Consider the following 16,826-nt stretch of genomic DNA (forward strand, 5'->3'; position numbering starts at 1 on the left):
AACAATTATGGTTTTTAATAAAGCGGAATGTTGTATATTGCGTTATACATACACAATGCATAATTGGGGTTAGACTTATAATTTTTAATGGAAGACAATATATTAAACCAGGAACTGATAGCCAATAAATTAATTGAAGAAGAGGAGGAGTTCCATCACCTTAATAACCCTGCCGACGGGATAAAGCCGATCATTAAAAAATACCTTGGCGTGCCTAAAAGCGCGCAGCAATCGGGTAATAAATTCTACTTTTCTGACGGAGATGCAAAAGTTGAAGTCGTTGTTATTACGAATGAGATCATCAGGGTAAGGCTTGCGCCCCATAGTGTTTTTTTAGACGAATTTTCATATGCGGTACCAAAGATTGAACAAAGAGCAATCGATTTTACCCTTTCAGAAGATGAAAACGAATTCAAAGTTTCAACAAGTGCCGTAAATTGCCACATCCGTAAAACTGATTTTTTTATATCATTTTCAGATAGTAATGACTTTATTACCAGTTCAGATGCAGTACCCATGCACTGGGAAGAAAATGTAAAATTTGGTGGTTATTATGTTTTTTGTACAAAAACCTGCCATACTGAAGAAAGCTTTTTTGGACTTGGTGACAAGCCTACTGAATTAAACCTTCGTGGTAAAAGGCTGAAAAACTGGAACACGGATGCCTATTCTTTTGCCTGGAACCAGGATCCTTTGTACCGAAGCATCCCTTTTTATATTAGTGTAAATGAAGGAATTGCCCATGGCATTTTCTTCGATAATACATTTAAAGCACATTTTGATTTTGGCGCCGAAGACCCCACCAAAACAAGTTTTTGGGCTGACGGCGGCGAACTGCAATATTATTATATCCATGGCCCGCATATGATGGACGTGGTGAAAAGTTACCATATTTTAACCGGAACCCACCCTATGCCGCCCCTTTGGGCACTGGGTTACCACCAATGCCGCTGGAGTTATTATCCCGAGGCAAAAGTTAAAAAGATAACCAACGGTTTCCGCGAAAATAAGATCCCCTGCGATGGGATCTACCTGGATATTGACTATATGGACGGTTACAGGTGCTTTACCTGGAACCGGAAATATTTTAATGATCCAAAACGGATGATCAAAGAATTAGCCGCTGATGGTTTTAAAACAGTAGTGATTATTGACCCGGGAATCCGGGTTGACGACAATTATTCTGTATTTAAAGAAGGTAAAGAAAAGCGGTATTTTTGCCGTCGTAGCGACGATTATTTTATGGAGGGCCATGTATGGCCGGGCCGCTGCCAGTTTCCTGATTTCACTAACCCTGAAGTACGTGAGTGGTGGGGCGGTTTGTTTGACGAATTAGTGCAAATGGGCGTTGCCGGTGTTTGGAACGACATGAACGAGCCCGCTGTATTTGGCGCCGGAACTTTTCCTGATGATGTAAGGCACCAATATGACGGTTACCGGGGCTCGCACCGTAAAGCGCATAATGTTTACGGCATGCAAATGGTTAGGGCCACCTACGATGGTTTGCGCAAACTAATGAAAAATAAACGCCCTTTTACTATCACAAGGGCAGGTTACTCGGGCGTTCAGCGTTTTTCATCTGTGTGGACAGGTGATAATGTGGCCTCGTGGGAGCACCTTAAGTTGGGTAATATCCAGTGCCAGCGTTTATCGGTATCAGGGATCTCTTTTTGCGGAACAGATATTGGCGGTTTTAGCGGCGAGCCGGATGGCGAACTCTTTACCCGCTGGATCCAGATGGGTACTTTCTCCCCTTTTATGCGTGCGCACTCTGCAGGTGATACCAAAGAACGTGAGCCATGGAGCTTTGGCGAACCATTTACCTCAATCAATAGAAAGTTTATCGAATTAAGATATCGTTTACTGCCATATTTATATTCTATCTTCTGGGAACATCACCGTTATGGTTTCCCGATTTTAAGGCCCGTAGTAATGCAGGAGCAAGAGGAGATCACTAACCATTTCAGGCAGGATGAGTTTACCTACGGCGACAAAATATTGATCTGCCCGGTGCTTGAACCGGGTTCTGTCAGCAGAAAAGTGTACTTGCCGAAAGGTAAGTGGTACAATTTCTGGAGCAACCAGGTAATTGAAGGGGGCAAAGAAATAGACGTGCAAACTCCCCTCGAAACAATACCAATATTTGTAAAAGCCGGCTCAGTAATACCCGAATACCCGGTGATGCAGTATGTAGGCGAAAAGGAGATTGAAGAAGTGAAGCTGAATGTTTATTTCAGCGACTACGAAGTAAATTCGTTCCTTTTTGAGGACTATGGCGAAACCTTTGCTTACGAACAGGACATTTATCTTGAAAAGAAATTTGTGGTAAATGGCTCCAGGAATAAGCTAGCCATTCAGCAAAGTATGGAAGGGCTGTATACCCCCAGATATGAAAACTATGAGTTTAATATTATTGGCTTGCCATTTAAACCAACGCGAATTGTAGCTGATAATAAAGAATTCAAAGATTTTACCTTTGATAAGGATAAAATACTGAAACTAAAACTGCGGAAGAACTTTACGCAAATAATTATTGATTAGCAATTAGAACCAAGATTAAAGAGCCAGGAATCAAGAAAGGAAGAAACAAAAGATATTTCGCCACGAGAAAAAAATCTTGGCTCCTGCTTCTTCATTCCTGGCTCTTCTTTATATATTTATAATATTATTTTACCAATATAAACCGGGGAATCCCCCTATTAACCAAATGACTGAACAAGGCTTGCAAAGAGTTATTGTTGAACATGTTACGCCTGAAATCGACGGCGGGCGCTTCTTTATTAAAAAAGTTGCTGGCGAGAGTATTAAAGTAGAAGCGGACATATTTACCGATGGCCATGATCATATAGGAGCAAGATTATTATACAGGCACGAAAATGATAAAACCTGGTTGTATGTGCCTATGCATATGGTGAATAACGACAGGTGGCAAGCGTCATTCGACCTTGAAAAAACCGGATTTTACTACTATACCGTTACCGGCTGGGTTGATCATGCAGATACCTGGCATCACGGTTTTTTAAAAAAATACGAAGATGCCCAGCAACTGAATGTTGAACTGCTTATCGGCGCCGAATTGCTTGAAGCCATGCTGCCGGCGGCCACCAAAGCCGACCAAAAAAAGATCGGTAAAATGATAGCGCTGATGCGTGACGAAAAACATTACGAACAGGCAGTAGCTGAAGTATTGGGCAAAGAGATTCATTATTTTATCAGCACTTATCCCAATCTTGATAACGCAACTGTTTATACACCGCATTTAAGGGTTTTGGTTGAGCGAGACAAAGCGCTTTTCAGTAGTTGGTATTGCTTCTTTCCCCGGTCGGCATCCCGCGTTGAAGGAAAACATGGAACCTTTAAAGATTGTGAGGCTTTACTGCCGCGCGTTGCAGAGATGGGCTTTGATGTGCTGTATTTCCCGCCCATTCATCCCATCGGTCATAACTTCCGCAAAGGGAAAAATAATGCGGTAAATGCGCTGCCCGGCGATGATGGTGTACCTTACGCCATAGGTTCATCAGAGGGGGGGCATAAGGATGTATTAAAAGACCTCGGGACATTACAGGATTTTAAACATTTGATAAAAGAAGCTGCAAATCACGGTCTCGAGATTGCTATGGATTTTGCTATTCAATGCTCGCCTGATCATCCCTATGTTAAGCAACATCCAAAGTGGTTTAAATGGCGGCCGGATGGAACAGTGCAATACGCTGAAAATCCACCTAAAAAATACCAGGATATCTTACCCATAAATTTTGAGAATGATGATTGGCAAAACCTGTGGGCAGAATTAAAAAGTATCCTTGATTACTGGTGCGAACAGGGCATCAGGATTTTTAGGGTGGATAACCCCCATACCAAATCGTTTCATTTTTGGGAATGGTGCATTGCCGAAGTACAAAAAAAATACCCCGGCACTTTGTTCCTGTCCGAAGCGTTTACCAAGCCTAAGGTAATGAAACAACTGGCCAAATTGGGCTACACACAATCATACACTTATTATGTTTGGCGCAACTCTAAGCATGAGCTCATTGAATATATGAATGAGCTTACCCAAACAGAAATGAAGGACTATTTCCGTCCGAATTTCTGGCCGAACACTCATGATATTAATCCTTATTCGCTCCAAAACGGGAACGAACCCGGTTTTATCACCCGCTTTTTTATGGCGGCTACTTTATCCTCCAATTATGGGATCTTCGGGCCGGTATATGAACTGATGTACCATGCTCCCTATCCAGGAAAAGAAGAGTACCTGAATTCCGAAAAATACGAAGTACGCTACTGGGACTGGGAGAAAAGGAATAAATTGATCGATGTAATTACCCGGGTTAACGCAGCCCGCAAGGTAAACCCGGCATTGCAGAGTACCAACAATATCGCGTTTTGCGAAATAAATAACGACCAACTGCTGGCTTATTACAAAAGAAGTGGCGATAATCATATTTTGTGCGTAGTAAACCTCGATCCAAGTAACCGGCAGTGGGGGCTTGTGCATACGCCGCTGCATGCACTGGGCCTTTACCCTGGCCAGGATTTTATTGCCTTCGATATAATAACCGGAAGAAGTTATAACTGGAACCAGGAATGGAACTATGTTGAGCTGGATCCGCACGATATGCCGGTACATTTATTTAAGATTGAATTGTTGTAACCATGAATTTAGGGAATATTGATATCGCCGCACAAACTTCTTCACTAATATTGAAAAGACCGTGGGCTGAATTTCCCTATGATAAAGAAGCGCTCACCTGGCTTGAGGAGAATGTGTTTTATAATTACATGCGTAAATGCCGGTGGTTTGCCGGCAAGGCGCGCATGATCAAATTTTTAAAAGTACAGCAATTGCTCAGCATTCCTGTAGAAGACGGACTTTCATATTTGATCATCCTGCATTTGGGTTATACCTACGGTGATGAGGAAAAATATGCTATGCCGGTTTCATTTATGCCGGATGATTTTGAATTGATAGGGCATATTAATCATAAAGCATTTATTACAAGGATAACGGTTGAAGGAAAATCGGGTTGGCTGATTGACGCCATTTATGATTTTCGTTTCCAGGTGCAGCTGTTCGACGACATATTTACCAATGCCAAAACGCCGCAGGAAAAAGGGTATATCGTTTATCATAAAGGGAAAGGCCTTGCTTCTACGGACGAAAATATGAGCTATTTATGCGTTGTGCCCGACCTGGAGCAAAGTAATTCGTCTTTAGTATATGGTAATAAATACTTTTTTAAATTTTATCGTAAACTCTTCCGCGAAGTAAATCCTGAAGTGGAAATGCTTCAGTTTTTAACGGAAAAGGGTGGCTTTAAAAATATTCCCGCTTATTGCGGCAGCATGGTGCTGGAGCGCCCGGGGATACCGCCGGTAACGCTGGGGTTAATGATGCAAAAAGTTGTCAGCAAGTCTGATAGTTGGGTATCAACTGGTGATGATCTGAATAATTTCCTTTTCATGATCGTTGACAAAGTATTCGGAATAAACGAAGACGTTTTTGAAAAGGTTGAATTGCTGGGCAAACGCACGGCTGAGATGCACCTGGCATTGCTTTCGGATAAAAAAAGCAAGGAATTTAAGCCCGAACCTTACGATGATACTTATATCAGTCATTTGCAAAATCATCTGAATAACCTGCTGGATAAACGTATTAAGCTGTTAAAAGAAAACTATTCGCGGCTGGATAAAAATGCAAAATCGCTGGCGGATGATTTTATAAACTGCGAAAACAATATCAGGCATTTTTTCGAAAAAATTGGCAGCAGCCATCTCAAATCACAACGCATCCGTATACACGGAGACTACCATTTAGGCCAGGTGCTGTTTACAGGCACTGATTACCTGATTATTGATTTTGAAGGTGAACCAGAGAGCGCGATAACCGATCGGAAAATAAAACATTCGCCACTAAAGGACGTTGCTGGTATGATCCGCTCGTTCCATTACGCAGTGTGCGCCAAACTTTATTTCAGCAGTGAGACCAGGGAAATAAATCCGCTGAAATTGCAAAAATCAGCCGATAGGTGGTATAAATTGATAACTGATGCATATTTAGATGCTTATATGCAAACCATGGGTGATATATCGGCTATATTTGGGAGCCGTACCGAACTTAATTTTTTATTGCAACTTCACCTGCTCGAAAAATCAGTATATGAATTGGGATATGAATTGAACGGAAGACCCGATTGGATAAGAATACCTTTAAAAGGAATACAGCAAGTACTATTTGAATTAGATAAATTTAACAGTTAACGGGCCTGCGGGCTAAAACATATGGCGAAAAAGAAAATTGACACCGCAAAAGATGCACCTGTTGAAATAGCAGATGTGAAAAAAGCGAAACCAGCGGCGAAAAAAACAGCTGTGGCGGATAAAGCAGAGAAACCTGCCGCATCAAAAAAAACGTCGAAAGCAAAAGAGGCTGAACCCGGTACGCTGCAGGTTAAATCCGTTGAACCCTATAGCCGTTTTACTGATTTTGATATCGCTTTATTTAAATCAGGCAAGCATTATAAACTATATGAAAAATTGGGCTCGCACGTTATTGAATTTAATGGTGTTACGGGAACATATTTTGCGGTTTGGGCGCCGAATGCTCAATTTATTTCCGTTATCGGTAATTTTAATGGCTGGGACCGTAGTTCACACGCGCTATTTGTTCGCTGGGACGGATCAGGTATTTGGGAAGGTTTTATTCCCAACGTAGGTAACGGCGAAACCTATAAATATTACATCAAATCTTCTACCGGTGCTGACCTTGAAAAGGCAGATCCGTTTGCATTACGCTGGGAAGTAGCGCCACGCACGGCGTCTATAGTGGCTGATACTTACTATGAATGGAGCGATGGTGAGTGGATGAAGGAGCGGTATAAGCATAATGCCCTTGATAAACCTTATTCGGTTTACGAGATGCATGTTGGCTCCTGGGCGCGCAGTACTGAGAGTCCTGATGAATTTTTAACCTATACCCAACTGGCAGATAAGTTGGTGCCTTATATTAAAGAAATGGGCTTTACCCACGTAGAGTTTATGCCGATAATGGAGCACCCTTATTATCCGAGCTGGGGATACCAAATCACAGGTTTTTTTGCCGCGTCAAGCAGGTATGGCTCGCCTCAGGAATTAATGGGCCTTATTGAAAAACTGCATGAAGCTGGTATTGGGGTTATATTGGATTGGGTGCCTTCGCATTTTCCGGGAGATGCACATGGGCTTTATACTTTTGATGGAACACATTTGTTTGAGCATGAAGACCTGCGCAAAGGGTTTCATCCGGATTGGAAATCGTATATTTTTAATTACGGGCGCAATGAAGTCCGCGCGTTTTTAATCAGTAATGCCTTATTCTGGCTGGACAGGTACCATGCAGATGGTTTGCGTGTAGATGCTGTGGCATCTATGCTTTACCTTGATTACTCGCGTAACCATGGCGAATGGGAACCGAATATTTACGGTGGCAATGAGAATTTGGAAGCCATATCCTTTTTAAAAGAATTTAACGAAGCAGTTTATAGCCATTTCCCTGATACGCAAACTATAGCTGAAGAATCAACCTCATTTACAGGTGTAAGCAGGTCCGTTTATACCGGCGGACTTGGGTTTGGGATGAAATGGATGATGGGATGGATGCACGACTCAATCAAATATTTCTCAGCAGATCCGATCTATCGCAAATACCATCACAACCAGATCACTTTTAGCCTGATATACGCTTTTACCGAAAACTTTATGCTTCCGTTTTCGCATGATGAAGTGGTTTATGGCAAAGGCTCGATGCTGCGTAAAATGCCGGGAGACGAATGGCAGCAATTCGCCAACCTGCGCCTGCTTTATAGCTATATGTTTACCCATCCCGGCTCCAAATTGCTTTTTATGGGCGCGGAGTTTGGCCAGGGAACTGAGTGGAACTTCCAGAACTCATTGGACTGGCACGTGCTTGAATATCCAAACCACCAGGGTATAAAAGAAGTAGTGAAGGCATTGAACCAGCTTTATAAGGACGAACCAGCCTTATATGAAAAGGCCTTTGATTACAATGGTTTTGAGTGGGTAGATGGCGGTAACTCAAACGACTCGATATTGATATATAACCGTAAAGGCATTGATGAAGCCAATGAACTGGTAATTGTTTTAAACATGACCCCAATTGTGCATCACGACTTTAGAGTAGGGGTACACGCAACAGGTAAATGGGTTGAAATATTTAACTCGGATGCTAAAAAATTCTGGGGTAGCGGTATTGATAACCCCAAACCTGTAAGTACAGAAACAGTAAACTGGCACGGGAGGGAGCAGTCTATAAAAATTACGATCCCGCCATTGGCTGCTATTGTATTTAAAAGAGAAAAAACGGTTCCGCCAAAATATGAATTGAAAAAGTAATTGGATGATATTAAAAGAAAGGTTATATAGTTCATAACCTTTCTTTTAGCTTCGACGTAAAAGGTAATAATATTTGTATTAATCTTTTACATCATGAATCCAAAATACCGTTTAATTTATTTAGTGCTGGGCTTTGCCGGGCTGATCGTGCTTGTTTATCATCTTGCTACCAACCTGTTTGAATATCCAGGCGAAGTTTTAATGATAGCCATACCTGATATGATCTTCTTTTTCTGCGCTTATAAAACTTACCCTGCTGAAGCCAGGATGGAAGTAGAAAGATAATTTTATTACCGGTTATTTTGCCTTAACTTTGATAAAGATCCAAAGTTTAAAGTAAACGCCGGAAAATGTTACCCCCGTTTTAAATTATTTAACGCGGGATGCCGGGGATGGATGATTATTAATAAACTAATAAATCCTTTATATGAACCCCAAATTTCTGATCCTATACTTTATCGCCGGGACGCTCGCACTCATTCTGATCATTTTTCAAATTTTTATTGAATATCCAGTGCTTAATTTTACCGGGATAATATTGAATTTGATTATGTGCCTGTTTTTTTATTACCTGGCATACAAAACCTATCACGAGAAAAAGGACAGAGAGTTGATGTGATTTAGGCTGAATGCTGAAAGTCCGAAGCTAAAGCTTTTTTTGCTTTTCGATTTTTTCTTAAAGTTTTCTGCTTTTCGCTTTCACCTATAGGCTATTTTAATTGCATGGTGTATTTTTCAATCACCTTCCATGTGCTTTCATCCGAATCAAATACCGAATTCAGGCCTTGTTCTTCACCGCCAGGGTCGCCCATAAATTCATCGCCATCTTTCCAGAATGTCTGACCGGGTATTGGTCTTGCTATGCCGGCGAAGGCCCAGAAATTGCAGCCGGCAATGCCCGGGTTATTTAATACCTTGCTGAAAATAAAGTTGTAAAAATGATCGCGGTTATAGGTTGAAGTGCCTGGGGTGTAAACATGCAGGTTGCGTGGTAAGCCAAATTCCTCTATCACCATAGGCTTATTCATTTGCTTTGCAACCTGTAAGTGCTTTTGTATATCCTTACCGGCACTATCTAAAATTACTTTATAGTTGGCATTGATGGCAGTATCTTTAAACCAGTTCCAGTTTTTTGGCCAGATGTGGATGGTGAGGTAGTCGATATTTTTATCCGCGTGGATCTTTTGGTAAACCGACAAATCAAAATCTGAGGCAATATCCCCTTCGCTCCCGGTGGTAAGCAAATGATTTTTATCGATTGATTTTACGAGTGCAGACACATGGCTCATCCAGGCTTCAAAAGCCGGTACTGCGACTTTCTCCATCGGGCGCGGCTCATTAATAATTTCCCAGGCCATAATTGCGGGGTCATCAATGTATTTTTTGCCATTGAGGCTGTTGGTGCGGTGCAAAATATATTTGATATAGGTGTCCAATTCGTCCATACAAGGCTTACAGCTATAAAACTGGCTAATATATTGCCGAAGTTTATCCCAGCTGTAATAGCCCCCAAGGCTCTTTGGATACGGCTGCTCGCCATAACCGTTCCATTTTAAATACTGGGCTATGCCGCCGCTCCATTCCCAGGTGTTGGTAAAATGCAGTACCGCTTTCATCTTGCGTTTAGCCAATTCATTCAGCAGGTAATCCAGACCGGCCATTATATCTTCATTAAACTTTCCAGCTTCAGGCTCCAGTACTTTTTCGTTAGGCGTGCGGTATTTGTAATCAGTTAGTCCCTCGGCGCCTACCATCACCCTGAGGTTAGTCACTCCATGTTGCTTTAAAAAATCGAGTTCGGTTTTCAGGCGTTTTTTGCCTGCTTCGCCATTGGTGGCCAGCAGGCCGCCATACCAATAGTTGGTGCCGATATAGCGGTAGGGTCTGCCATCAACGGTAAATCGGGTTCCTTCAACTTTAACAAAACCTTGCTGGGCAAATGCCGGCAGCGCGATCACCAGGCTTAATAAGAGTAACTTAAATGTTTTGTCCACTATGGTGTTTTTGTTCCATAAAATTAGGAAACGGCGTAACTGGTTGTTAATATTGTTTTAACAATTGATTGCCTCATATACACAAAGAGATTTATTTTTTGTGCTCTACCTGATCTTGTAAGGCTCTCATTTCAGTGTCTGAATAACCCAAAAGCGCAACGAACACTACACCCGTTGTTATTTTTGCGTTATTATCAACCACGTATAAAAGCTGGTTCGCAACAACCATAGCTATTTTGGGCTGCAATAAAAAATTGCCCGTTCCCTCTTTTAAATCGTGAGTGCCTTTGGAATCAAACGTCATGCACAACTCTGTATAAACTCCTTTTTTGGTAGATGTTTTTTTCAGGGTTGCCTTGACAATATTTTTGACAGAAGCAAATGCGTTTCGTGCAATAACAAATACATCACCAGATCCCCTCATGCGCATTTTAACTCCTGTTGAGCTGTCGGCAAGAAAGTAAAAGCCTGTTGGCATGTAGGTAGTGTCGGTAGCGGATAATGCAGAGTTGCGGGTTTGCTTAGTTATAGCTGAATCATTATCTGCAGTTTTACCAGCGTTCCCGGAACATGCAGTTAATACCAGGAGGATTACAAACAATGGTCTCATATTTAAGATTATTCTTCAATTATATATATTACAAGCACCGCATAACTTTAGCCTGGTAGTAATCAGCAATTGCTAATATATAAAAATACTACCAAATACAGGACAATATAGACAGGAAAGCATTTGCCAGGTATATGACCCGGCGGGCATAAATATCATAAAACAACAAAGCCCTCCGGAGAACCGAAGGGCTTTAACTTAATATCAGTATAAGTTAATTTAAAATTTGCCGATTTCCTGTACAAGGTCGATCAACTTGTTGGAGTATCCCCACTCGTTATCATACCATGATACTACTTTCACAAAGTTATCATTTAAAGCAATGCCTGCTTTTGCATCAAAAATTGATGTGCGCGCATCACCTTTAAAATCTTCAGATACTACTTCGTCTTCAGTATAGCCCAAAATGCCTTTCATATCGCCTTCAGACGCTGCTTTCATAGCTGCTTTAATATCAGCATAAGTAGCAGGTTTTTTCAGACGAACGGTTAAGTCAACTACGGATACGTCAGGAACCGGAACGCGGAATGACATACCTGTTAATTTACCTTTAAGCGCAGGGATAACCAGTGCTACTGCTTTAGCTGCACCTGTTGATGAAGGGATGATATTCTGGTAAGCGCCACGGCCACCTCTCCAGTCTTTGTGTGATGGGCCATCAACTGTTTTTTGAGTAGCAGTTACGGCGTGTATAGTGCTCATTAAGCCTTCTTCGATACCGAAATTATCATTTAATACTTTAGCGATAGGAGCAAGGCAGTTGGTAGTACATGATGCGTTTGAAACAATAGTTTGGTCAGCCTTTAAATCTTTATGGTTAACACCCATAACAAAAGTAGGGGTGTCGTCCTTTGCAGGGGCACTCATTACTACTTTTTTGGCGCCGGCGTCAATATGTTTTTGAGCGGTTTCCTGTGTTAAAAACAAACCGGTTGATTCAATTACAACTTCTGCACCTACTTCACCCCATTTAAGGTTTGCAGGGTCTTTTTCAGCGGTAACACGGATGGTTTTTCCGTTTACCACCAAATGACCGCCTTCAACAGCAATTGTGCCTTTGAAAGGACCGTGGGTCGAGTCGTATTTCAACATGTAAGCCATGTAATCAGGCTCAACAAGGTCATTAATACCAACAACTTCAATGTCGGGTCTTTCAATTGCGGCCCTGAAAGCCAGGCGGCCGATACGGCCGAAGCCGTTTATTCCTATTTTCATGATTCTTTAATTTTTACTTGAATAATATGTTAATAAATTGTTTATGGGCTCTTTAATAACGTTTGCAATTTTAAGATTTACCTCGTCAGCTGCCTCATATAAGTAGTCCTGAAAGCCTGCTGCAACTAACCCTGCAAAGTACAAAAAAGCTTCGGGATGTTCATCATGCAATGGTAATAAATAAACTTTAAACAGCTGATTAAAACCATTCTTAATTATGCTTTTTATAAAATTATCTTCTTTGTTTTCTATATAAAAGTCTGTGAATGAGCTTAAAAAAAGGGCAGGTTGTTTTTGGCGGTAAACTTTTTCAAGGAGGGTTTTCCGGTCGAGGTCATATCGTTGAACAAATTTTTTATGAATATTAGCAGGCAGGGTTTCACTCATATAACCCTTTATCAATTGCCTTCCCAGCCAGTTGCCCGAACCCTCGTCCGCCAAAATATAGCCCAGGCCATAATTGTTGGGTTTTACTTTTTTGCCATCGTACCAGGCGGCGTTTGAGCCGCTGCCGAGAATACAAACTATCCCTTGTGTGTTTTTACAACAGGCTATAGCCGCCGCCACCAAATCGTGCTCGATACTTACTTTGCCATATTTAAAAAATGCCGAGAATGCTTTGTGTACAACACCTTTTAATTCAGGAGACGATGCGCCGGCGCCAAAAAAATATATCTTTTTAATTTCCTCGGCGTGATGGATCAGGTTGATGTTTTTGCTTAATAGCTGAACGATACTTTTTTCGTCGTTTAAATACGGATTTATACCACTGGTTCTGAAAGAAGCGATTACCCTTTCTTTATCGGCAAGTCTCCAATCGGCATAATGTGATCCGCTATAAACAACTGCAATCATTTTTTTAGATCGAGAGTATTTCGGCCATCTTCATCAAATCTTCTTCCAGTTTAAATTCGTGTTGTGTGAGTGCTTCTTCAAGGCTGGTTATTTTAATATAATTTGCCTCAAGGCCAACCATCATTTGGGTTTTACCGGCAATTAAGGCGTTTACGGCAGCAAAACCCAGGCGGCTACCTAAAACCCTGTCAAATGCCGACGGGCTACCGCCGCGCTGCAGGTGGCCCAATATGGTAACTTTTATATCGTAGTTTTTAACCTGCTTTTCAACCAGTTTCGCAATATCATACGCACCGCCATGTTTATCGCCTTCGGCAACTATAACAATGCTCGACGATTTTTTCTTGTTTTGCCCGTTTTTCAGGTTTTCAATCAATTCGTCTATTGCTGTCTCTTTTTCGGGCAGCAATATAGCCTCAGCCCCGCATGAAATTCCTGCACGCAATGCTATAGCGCCCGAATCGCGACCCATTACTTCAATAAAGAACAAACGGTCGTGTGCGTCTGCAGTATCCCGTATTTTATCGATAGCTTCAATTACGGTATTAGTAGCTGTATCAAAACCAAGGGTATAGGTTGATCCATAGAGGTCGTTGTCAATAGTCCCCGGTACGCCCATTACGGCTATATCAGGATAGCTTTTCGAAAAACGCAGTGCTCCGGTAAAAGTTCCGTCGCCGCCAATGACTACTAAAGCATCAATGCCGCGTTTTTTTAAATTTTGATATGCCATTTCCTGGCCTTCGTCAGTGCGGAAGGGCAAGCAACGCGCCGTTTTCAGGATTGTACCGCCTAAATTTAATATGTTACTAACAGATCGTGTACCCATCGGGAACATGTCATCTTCAATAAGTCCCTGGTACCCCCGCCTGATACCCACCACCTCTAACTCGTTATATATTGCTGTCCTTACAATAGAGCGAATACACGGGTTCATTCCCGGTGCATCCCCGCCCGATGTGAGCACTGCAAGTTTCGAAATTTTATGCATTTTTATACTGCTTATTTACAGCCACGAATATAGTGTGTGAAAATTACACCATTAAATTTAATTTATTTTTTTTTACATTAGCGGTTAACCATTAAATTTAATTTATTTACCTAAAATTATCAAGGTTTTGGAAGTAAAACTACCTTCGTTTGATTCAGTCTTTTCAGTTGACTGCGTAATATTCGGTTTTGAAGCAGGAGAACTTAAAATATTACTCATTGAACGAAATGAAGAGCCATTTAAAGATTGGCTTGCTTTGCCTGGCTATATCGTAGAGCAGGACGAAAGTATTGACGACGCCGCTGAACGTATTTTGTACGAGCTAACAGGCCTTCGCGACTTACACATGCAGCAGTTTCATACTTTCGGCGAGGTGAACAGGCACCCGCAGGGAAGGGTGATTACCGTTGCCTATTATGCGCTGATACGTATTAACGGGCAAAAGGAATTGCGCCCAATAACGCAATATGCACGTAAAGCTTTCTGGCACCCGGTGAATGAGCTGCCTAAATTGGCGTTTGACCACTCCGAAATTTTTAAAACTGCATTTAATAAAATACGCAGGCGGTTAAATTATCAGCCGATCGCTTTTGAACTGTTGCCCGAGAAATTTACCCTTACCCAGTTGCAATCGCTTTATGAGGCTGTTGAGAACAGGAAACTGGATAAAAGAAATTTCCGTAAAAAGATGCTGAGCTATGGATTTTTAAAAGAACTTGACGAAAAGCAAAAGGGGGTATCCTATCGCGCAGCTAAGTTGTATAAATTCGACCGCCGCAAGTATGCGAAGATTTTTCATAATGATATGAACCTGGACAACTGATTTTTTACTCCGAAAGTCGGGAAGGACCGAAAGACAAAAAATATAAATAAGCAAAAAAGACGAAGCCGTGTCGATTATCGATACGGCTTCTATCATTTATAACTCTTGCTTCCGGACTGTCGGTCTTTCCCGACTTCCGGATTTCGTTACTTCTACAGGTGTGATAATTCTAAATGGAACTTTACCAGGTTATCTATAGGTGAGCGGATGATATTCCCGACAACCATGCCGTTTTCAACTACCAGTTCTTCAAGCACATTCCTGAAGTTATAACCTACCGAACCGATACAATTGAAAGTATATTTCTGGTAATCCGGGTAATGCGTAACCAAGTTACGGAAAAAATCCTCGAACGAACTTCTTACAATGTTGCGTGAATATTCCAGGTTTACTGGGCTGTCATAAACAAATTTGCTGAAACTGGCGCAAAAACGGTTGGCCCTGGGTTGTGTATACACGATCTCGTTGATGTCGTCAGGCGTCAACTTATAGGTGTTCCAGAAGTTTTCGCGAACAGCCTCAGGCATATAGCCCCGTAAATAATCTATTAAAAGCTTTTTGCCAATATAGCACCCACTGCCTTCGTCACCCAGGATGTAAGCGCCTGAATCGATATTATGGGTAACTTCGCGGCCATTATACAAACACGAATTTGTGCCGGTACCCAATATGGCAGCAAAACCTTCAGTGTTTCCCAACAGAGCCCTGGCAGCTGCCAGCAGGTCGTGCCCGATAAAAACTTTTGCCTTTGTAAAAACTACCTCCATCGCTTCCTTCACAAGGTTGCGCATTTCATCGGTTGAACAGCCTGCACCATAGTAATTTACTTCGGTTATCTCATCTCTTTCAAGATCAGTTGGCAAAGTTTCATCAAGGGATTTGATAATGTAGTCCTTTGGAGCAAAATAAGGGTTGTAACCTTCGGTGTTAAAATACACCTTTTTACCTTCTTCGGTAACCAGGCACCAATTAGTTTTAGTTGAGCCACCGTCAGCAATAATGATCATAAATTAGTTTATTTTAGAAAAATCGGATAAAAGTATGATTAACTTATTGTAAAAAAAACACTTTATAGTTTTAAAAAGTAAAATTCTGCTTTTTGATAAAAAAAAGTGTTTTTTTGGGACAAATTAATGATTTATATCCGCCGGTTTTCGTGGTTTATAAGTATATCAATAGTATTAATTAACCTGTTTAAATATAAAGTTACCCGCTTTAAAGCGAGAGGTTTATAATTGAATGCAATTATATGTATTATTTGGCAAATAATTGCTTAACAAAAATTGTTTGCACGGGATAGCTTTTTTTAAATAATTAGCTCTGAAAAATGATGTCACCCACAACCTGAAAACCTATTTTAAAAAGATTTATAAAATTATTAGAACATTTACGCCGTGCCAAGAAGTTTAATCGTCAAAAACAAATCTTTTTTTTGATTTTTATTAAAACGAAAAATTGGACCAAAACCAATATAATTGGCGGGTAAGCATTGAATAAAAGATATTCGAAAAATAATTATCTTCACCGCACAGTTTTAATGCTTTATCATAGGCTGTTTGATTTGAATAAATTAGTTGTAATTATCTTATTGATAATAATTTCAGCGCAATTAAGAGCGCAGAGCAGTGTTCCGCAAATTACTGTTGGCGCAGGCGGCGGAATTGCAGCGGCGTTTAGTGGTACCGTACTGCAAAAAAACACCATGGTCTTTTACGGCGACGCTGCTTATTACCCATGGTCTTTTTTTAATGTAAATTTAGAGGTTCAGGCCGGAACGCTATCGGGTGCTTCATCCGGTAAAAGAAATCTTAAAAGTTTTACCAATAATTTCAACGCTGAAATCATCAATGGAGAATTGAATTTAGGTGTAATTATAAAACCTGATATCAATGTTTTTTTTGATGTTGTAAGAAATATTTATGGCGGGGCCGGTTATGGTGTAATTAA

General features: G+C 41.1%; 14 protein-coding genes. 8 read left to right on the top strand and 6 right to left on the bottom strand.

Translation table 11 applies throughout. The features are described 5' to 3' along the window. Positions 1-87 precede the first annotated feature (87 nt). The 6 genes from QZY09_RS18245 to QZY09_RS18270 all read left to right on the top strand — a co-directional run bounded on the left by QZY09_RS18245 (position 88) and on the right by QZY09_RS18270 (position 9,010). A complete protein-coding gene (locus QZY09_RS18245; protein ID WP_295674687.1) occupies positions 88-2,541 on the top strand; it encodes a glycoside hydrolase family 31 protein in 2,454 nt (817 codons plus the stop codon). A 166-nt stretch (positions 2,542-2,707) separates the two neighbouring features. After that, entirely contained in the window at positions 2,708-4,654 is a 1,947-nt protein-coding gene (locus QZY09_RS18250; protein ID WP_295674689.1) for an alpha-1,4-glucan--maltose-1-phosphate maltosyltransferase, read from the top strand. A gap of 2 nt (positions 4,655-4,656) precedes the next feature. After that, positions 4,657-6,261, top strand: coding sequence for a putative maltokinase (locus QZY09_RS18255; protein WP_295674690.1), 1,605 nt, complete (start codon positions 4,657-4,659; stop codon positions 6,259-6,261). 21 nt (positions 6,262-6,282) lie between these two features. Continuing rightward, the gene (gene glgB / locus QZY09_RS18260) at positions 6,283-8,391 is read left to right on the top strand and encodes a 1,4-alpha-glucan branching protein GlgB (RefSeq protein ID WP_295674691.1); all 2,109 of its coding nucleotides are present in this window, start codon (positions 6,283-6,285) and stop codon (positions 8,389-8,391) included. 93 nt (positions 8,392-8,484) lie between these two features. Then, entirely contained in the window at positions 8,485-8,676 is a 192-nt protein-coding gene (locus tag QZY09_RS18265) for a hypothetical protein (RefSeq protein WP_295674693.1), read from the top strand. A 142-nt stretch (positions 8,677-8,818) separates the two neighbouring features. Beyond that, entirely contained in the window at positions 8,819-9,010 is a 192-nt protein-coding gene (locus QZY09_RS18270; RefSeq protein WP_295674694.1) for a hypothetical protein, read from the top strand. Positions 9,011-9,101: 91 nt separating this feature from the next. Here QZY09_RS18270 and QZY09_RS18275 read toward each other — a convergent pair whose 3' ends face one another. From QZY09_RS18275 to pfkA, 5 genes are all read right to left on the bottom strand, one after another. Further along, on the bottom strand, positions 9,102-10,385 hold the full coding sequence (locus tag QZY09_RS18275; protein ID WP_295674695.1) for a cellulase family glycosylhydrolase: 1,284 nt from the start codon (positions 10,383-10,385) through the stop codon (positions 9,102-9,104). A 91-nt stretch (positions 10,386-10,476) separates the two neighbouring features. Beyond that, complete coding sequence (locus tag QZY09_RS18280) at positions 10,477-10,995, bottom strand: hypothetical protein (protein ID WP_295674696.1); 519 nt, start codon at positions 10,993-10,995, stop codon at positions 10,477-10,479. 219 nt (positions 10,996-11,214) lie between these two features. Next, complete coding sequence (gene gap / locus QZY09_RS18285; protein WP_295674697.1) at positions 11,215-12,210, bottom strand: type I glyceraldehyde-3-phosphate dehydrogenase; 996 nt, start codon at positions 12,208-12,210, stop codon at positions 11,215-11,217. A 6-nt stretch (positions 12,211-12,216) separates the two neighbouring features. Next, a complete protein-coding gene (locus QZY09_RS18290) occupies positions 12,217-13,065 on the bottom strand; it encodes a hypothetical protein (RefSeq protein WP_295674698.1) in 849 nt (282 codons plus the stop codon). A 4-nt stretch (positions 13,066-13,069) separates the two neighbouring features. Further along, complete coding sequence (pfkA, locus tag QZY09_RS18295) at positions 13,070-14,056, bottom strand: 6-phosphofructokinase (protein ID WP_295674699.1); 987 nt, start codon at positions 14,054-14,056, stop codon at positions 13,070-13,072. 127 nt (positions 14,057-14,183) lie between these two features. Between pfkA and QZY09_RS18300 the strand changes: the two genes are divergently transcribed. Further along, entirely contained in the window at positions 14,184-14,879 is a 696-nt protein-coding gene (locus QZY09_RS18300) for an NUDIX domain-containing protein (protein WP_295674700.1), read from the top strand. 152 nt (positions 14,880-15,031) lie between these two features. On the opposite strand, the gene QZY09_RS18305 is transcribed toward QZY09_RS18300, so the two are convergent. Continuing rightward, positions 15,032-15,886: an N-acetylglucosamine kinase gene (locus QZY09_RS18305; protein ID WP_295674701.1), complete on the bottom strand. Its 855-nt coding sequence runs from the start codon at positions 15,884-15,886 to the stop codon at positions 15,032-15,034. A 554-nt stretch (positions 15,887-16,440) separates the two neighbouring features. Here QZY09_RS18305 and QZY09_RS18310 point away from each other — a divergent pair. Then, positions 16,441-16,826 (top strand): hypothetical protein (locus QZY09_RS18310; RefSeq protein WP_295674702.1); only part of this gene is annotated, 386 nt, incomplete at its 3' end.

The organism is uncultured Mucilaginibacter sp., from assembly GCF_903913935.1.
Taxonomy (GTDB): domain Bacteria; phylum Bacteroidota; class Bacteroidia; order Sphingobacteriales; family Sphingobacteriaceae; genus Mucilaginibacter.